General features: G+C 56.0%; 3 protein-coding genes and 1 pseudogene. 2 read left to right on the top strand and 2 right to left on the bottom strand.

Annotation, left to right across the window (positions count from 1 at the left end):
* Together AB4Z11_RS27010 and AB4Z11_RS27005 are read left to right on the top strand one after the other, a co-directional pair.
* Positions 1 to 681, top strand: a pseudogene (locus tag AB4Z11_RS27010) (hypothetical protein); the annotation flags it as partial.
* Between the two features lie 316 nt (positions 682 to 997).
* Positions 998 to 1,114, top strand: coding sequence for a T6SS immunity protein Tli4 family protein (locus tag AB4Z11_RS27005; RefSeq protein ID WP_442028925.1), 117 nt, complete (start codon positions 998 to 1,000; stop codon positions 1,112 to 1,114).
* A 105-nt stretch (positions 1,115 to 1,219) separates the two neighbouring features.
* Here AB4Z11_RS27005 and AB4Z11_RS27000 read toward each other — a convergent pair whose 3' ends face one another.
* Together AB4Z11_RS27000 and AB4Z11_RS26995 are read right to left on the bottom strand one after the other, a co-directional pair.
* Positions 1,220 to 2,842, bottom strand: a complete 1,623-nt coding sequence (locus AB4Z11_RS27000; protein ID WP_442028924.1) for a TonB C-terminal domain-containing protein — start codon at positions 2,840 to 2,842, stop codon at positions 1,220 to 1,222.
* Between the two features lie 407 nt (positions 2,843 to 3,249).
* Positions 3,250 to 3,428, bottom strand: a 179-nt coding sequence (locus tag AB4Z11_RS26995) for a hypothetical protein (protein WP_442028926.1), incomplete at its 5' end; no start/stop codon positions are given.

Raw genomic sequence — 3,428 nt, 5'->3', positions numbered from 1 at the left:
GATCAAACGTCAGAGAACGGTGATGCGATGAAGCTGTCTCAAGTACCTTTAAACCACCTTTTCGAATATGCAGTGACCGCTCTCGTTCCCCTAAAAAAGGACCTTTCGAACAACCCTGGTGTGTACGACCCGTTTGCTATTTCACAAAAACTGAAGGGCGATTTTGATGCGTTCATGTTCGCCACTGGAGCTGTTCATAGAAAGCTCTCAGATTGGATGGAGGTATATCTGGCTTGGCGCTGGGCGATTCGCAATCGATATGCAGAAGTGAGCCACGTCCGACTAGCCACGACAGACCGCGAGTTGCTTTTGCTTGCAAATCGCAAGCTTATCTCTGATGCTGAGGCGTTGCTTGCACCGTTAGCGAAACCAGTAGGTAAACGCGTGGTCAAAGACCTTGTATTTGATCCCAAAGCGGGGATTGAAATCCCAATTAACACTAAGGCGAAGCTTGACCCAGAGGCTACAGTGGTCTTGAAACGGGCTATCTCCTTGGGTGAACCATCAATGGTCGTTGCCAATTTCTTTGATCGATATGTTCACGATTCTTACGCTGGATTCTGCAAAAGCATCGTCGAGCCCACCGGATACTGGCGTTATCGCAAAGGATTCCAAGGTACAGATGACGCAATAAATGCGAGTATCGGCGATGACAATTTGAGCATGAGCGCTACTTCGTAGTGTGAGTAGATGCCAGGCTTTGGCCTCTCAAGGACTGTTTGGCTGTGGGATCGTCAACCAACTCAAGAATACCGTGCCTGATAATGAGAACTTGCCGAAATATAATGAGTTCCGCGGCTTTGGCCATACTTGCATACAGCAGCGCTTTAACCTTTGGGAAGGATCGGAAAGTAATCGAGAACGATGCGATTAGCAATATCGGTCGACTGAAGGCGAGCGTTCAACAATCTAAGACAGTTTGCTTAGGTTGATTTCTTGTGGACGTACCAACTGACGCTGAGATAATTTATGGTCCGGCACGAGTACCCATACAGGTGTGTCTGGAAATACGGTTGGAGGAACTAAGCCATCAATCAGCGACGATGATGCGCTTTACTTTTGGGATCGAATCACTCGCTCAATTCGGGCTCGGCCTGTCGACAACAACAGATAACTACAAGATAACTAGCTCGGTTCGGCCAGGGCCACTTGACCTAAATTGCTGAGATCTGCGGGTGATTCATACACAGCGAACCGAGCGGAGCTTCTTGATTTCTCTTTACTGCAGGCGGATGGCCATGTCGAAGATCCATGTGCGGCGGATTTCGATTACGTCGTATTGGCGTGCCAGTGGGAGCGGGAACGCGCCGTAGGGGGCTTGGCTTGCGACGACCTTTCGGATGGCTTCGTCGAGTGCGGGCACGCCGCTGGAGGTTACGAAGGTTATCTTCTCCACGGTGCCGTCGGCGCGGATTGCGACCGTCACAACCGGGTTGGCGTGAGGCTGCTTGACCGCTTCGCGGACCATGTCGAAAGTCATGTTGTTTTCGATCTTGCGGCTCATTGTCTCCGCGTAGAGGATCAGATCCGCGTTCGGGTCGGCACGGCCGAAGAGCCAGCCGCGGCGGAGGCTGCTGACGGTTGGCAGCAGCGATTTTGATTGGCGGTCGGCGGCTTCGCGCTGGGCGCGTTCTGCGTCGAGTTGTTTGCCGATTTGGCGCAGGCGTTCTTCGCGCTTGGCTTCTTCTTCGGCGCGCTCGCGTGCTATCTGGTCTTTCCTGGCTTGTTCCAGACGGGCTGCTTCTTGTTTTGCTGCCTCCTGGCGCGCGGCTTCGGCCTTGATGGCGTCTTGGCGGGCTTGCTCTTGTTTGAGGGCTTCCTGGCGTGCGGCTTCTTGTTGGCGTTGTGCCTGGCGCGCTGCTTCTTGTTGGGCTAGCTTGACCTGTTCGAGGCGGGCTGCTTCGGCGCGCTCCTGTTCCTGGCGGATGGCGTCTTGGCGGGCTTTTTCGGCGAGGCGGGCCTGCTCTTTTCTTGCGGCTTCCTGTTGGGCTTGGTGTGCTGCTTCGAGCTGCGCTTGCTTTGCTTGTTCCTGGCGAAGGGCTTCAAGACGTGCGGCTTCGGCGCGTTCTTGTTCTTGACGAGCGGCGTCCTGGCGGGCTTTTTCTTCTTGGCGTGCTTGCTCTTGGCGTTGCGCGTCGCGGCGCAGGTTTTCCTGGCGTTCGGCTTCTTGTCGTGCGGCTTCGTCGCGTGCGGCTTGTTCGTCGCGTGCGGTAGCGATTCGTAGTTGTTCCTGGCGCGCGGTTTCTTGCTGTGCGGCGGCCATCAGTTCGGTTTGGCGCAGGTTTTCGGTGCGTTGCTTTTCCAGTTCGATGCCGGCTTGGTCGAGGGCTTGTTCTTTTGCGGCTTGTTCGATGGGCTTTGGTGCTGCTTCGCGCGCGTTGGTGGGGGCGGGCGCCTCACTCACTTGAACGGGCGCGGTTTGTGGCGCAGGAGCGGTTGGAATCGGTATTGCGGGCTGTTGCACGGTCATGACCGGTTCCACTGCAGGCGCGGGTGCGCTGGCTTGTGCCTGTGCGGGCGCCGGCGGTGGGGCGGTGCGCGGGGCAATCGTCATTGAACTGACAGTGCTACCCATTGCTGGCTTTTCTACGGTGGCGAGGATCGGGTTGGATATTTGCTGGACCGGCGATGAGTCCGGCGGAGGTGGCAGGGCGCTTGCAGGTGCGGCTGCGGACGGAGCGGGCGCGGGTGCGGGCGCGAGCAGGACGTGCAGCTCGTCGGCACCGAGGCGTCCGTCCTTCCACGGGAATTTGAAGCCGGGCATGCCGAAGGTTTGGCCGCCGATGGAGATGCTCAGCAGAAGGGCGTGGACGATCAGGGAGATCAGCAGGGCRGTGCTCATTCGACCTGGGTCGCGCTGGATTGCCTGTGCGAGTTGGATCGATTTGGAAGCCACTGAGTTGCCCGATTTACCGAATGTTGAGAAGTACATTACAGCCTATCACAACGGTAGGCGCTATTGATCGATCTACAACACTATATTCTGGATGATAAGGCGAGGTGGCCGCCAATATGGCCTCGAAATCAGTCTAAAACTTGGAGCGGAGAAAGGGAATTGGGATCGTTTTAGACTTTCGGCTTGCGAAAAGGGATTAGACTTCGGGTGGGATTTTCGGGACCGTTTTAGATAAACGGGTCCGATTTTTCGACTGTTTTAGCTTGTTTCTGCTCGAATTAGACCGAATTAGCCCAGGGGCGAAAAAAAGGCCCGCACGTGGCGGGCCTTTTTTAAGTATCAACGTGTGGGGTTTATACGTCGATATTGCCAGCGCGCAGAGCGTTGGTTTCGATGAAGTTGCGGCGCGGTTCCACGTCGTCGCCCATCAGGGTGGTGAAGATCTGGTCGGCGGCAATGGCGTCTTCGATCTGCACTTTCAGCAGGCGGCGGACGGTTGGGTCCATGGTGGTTTCCCACAGCTGCTCTGGAT

It is taken from the genome of Pseudoduganella sp. RAF53_2, assembly GCF_052113985.1.
GTDB lineage: Bacteria > Pseudomonadota > Gammaproteobacteria > Burkholderiales > Burkholderiaceae_D > Rugamonas.
The sequence above is the reverse complement of the archived record's forward strand: the minus strand, read 5'-3'. Positions and strand labels throughout refer to the sequence as shown.